The sequence below is a fragment of the Ferdinandcohnia sp. SAFN-114 genome (assembly GCF_059415045.1).
This window is the reverse complement of the sequence record NZ_JBPFDQ010000186.1, coordinates 1-1,686: the sequence shown is the minus strand read 5'-3', so window position 1 is coordinate 1,686 and position 1,686 is coordinate 1. Positions and strand designations below refer to the sequence as shown.

General features: G+C 35.4%; 2 protein-coding genes. Both read right to left on the bottom strand.

Features of this window, described 5'->3' with window-relative positions:
• Window positions 1–79 precede the first annotated feature (79 nt).
• A complete protein-coding gene (locus ACR65M_RS26780; RefSeq protein ID WP_412966739.1) occupies window positions 80–538 on the bottom strand; it encodes a hypothetical protein in 459 nt (152 codons plus the stop codon).
• A gap of 35 nt (window positions 539–573) precedes the next feature.
• On the bottom strand, window positions 574–1,602 hold the full coding sequence (locus ACR65M_RS26775) for an IS1595 family transposase (RefSeq protein WP_412966740.1): 1,029 nt from the start codon (window positions 1,600–1,602) through the stop codon (window positions 574–576).
• Between the last annotated feature and the right edge of the window lie 84 nt (window positions 1,603–1,686).

The following is a 1,686-nucleotide window of genomic DNA, read 5'->3' as shown; positions in this document are numbered from 1 at the left end:
GGCTGTGTTAAATTTTAATGTTGATATTCATTATAAAATTAGGGATACCTAAATGGTTCCCTAACTTTTGTAATTTGAATTAAGATAATTCTTCTAAACCCCAATCATTGTAAGTGTATTTTTCATTCTCAGATATAGGTTTATAACTTTTACAAAAATCAAGAAGTTTTCTACTCCTTCTACCAAAAGATTTATCCTGTTTGGAGAAGATTTCAACCACATCATCCCGATTGAGAAAAGTCTTATCTTTTAAGCAGAATATCTCATTTTCTAAATCACCGAATGGATTAAAGTTACCATGTCGGCAAGATTGACAACAAGCGATACTGATATTGTCTGGAAGTTCTTTCTGTAAATACTTTACTGCATATTCAATAGAACTGGATAACTTAGATTGAATTTGGTGATTATTCACTTGGACTTCAAAGCGAATGTTTTGAAATTCTTCTTCATCTAATTGTTCGTAAAACATATTTGTTGGTATGACTGAGATTTTTCCGTCAATTAGATAATTCACATTCAAAGTATCTACTTTCAATGGACAGACCTCCTAATAAATTTACATAAATAGATTTAGATAATGAATTTTGAAAGACGCAAACTATCATAAGTATCCGTCATTTCAAATACAAATGATGTTAATAAAAGTTCTTTTATATTGTGTTTAGTGCTTTCATTACTTCGACTATCCACAAATAAGAACCAAGCAAGGTAATTGTCAAGGTACTTTGTAGCCACGCCTTTAAAACGGTTTATCCATTGTTTCATACGAGAATGAAGACCGTTGACATTTTGGATGTGGTACAAACCCTTAATAACGTGTTTGCCACCGTCTGATTTAATTCGGTAATGCTCTAAACCTTTTTCCTTTGCATAGGTTTTATAGGCTCTCCAAGCATCTGTCACAAGCACATTGTCAGGTGTCAGTTTAGAGCCAATCATATTATCAACTTTAGTTTTCACTACACGCCCCATACAAGCGACCTTTGATACTGTTGCTTTGGTGCGGTCTCTTGCAACAAGAACACATACTTGTTCGTGGCTAATGCCTCTATGTTTGGATTTTCCACCACGCTTACGAGGTTTGCGGTCAGTAATGCCACGTTGTCCTTTTTGGGAGTATAGGAAATAGGTCTCGTCAACTTCAACGATACCTTCAAATTGCTCAAAATCCATTTGTTTTAAGGCACTCAATAATTTGTGTCTCCAATAAAAAAGTGTAACCCAAGTAACCCCTACGATTTCAGCAGATTTTCGCAGGGAATAACCTTTGAACATACAATCAACAAACGTAATCCATTCATCGCCCTTTCGAGTTCGATAAAGAACTGTATTAGTTGTATCAGTAAATGTCTTACTACAACATTTACAACGATAGCGTTGGCGACCATTGTGTTTCCCGAACCTAACAACATGTTCAGACGCACAATGAGGGCATTGAAAACCTTCTTTGAAACGGGTTTCTCTCAGTTCATTAATTAGGCGACCACCAACAGAGGAAGAAGGCTCAACATAGCGTTTTACCCATTGAAACACACGCTCTTTCTCTGTGTGTGATAATTTGTCGATATGTTTTAATAGATTACTGAACGCTTTGCTCAACCTTGTGACCTCCTCGAATGTTTGTTCTTATCCTAATTATACAAAAGAAGGTTTCAAATATCAACATTTACCTTTAACAGAGCC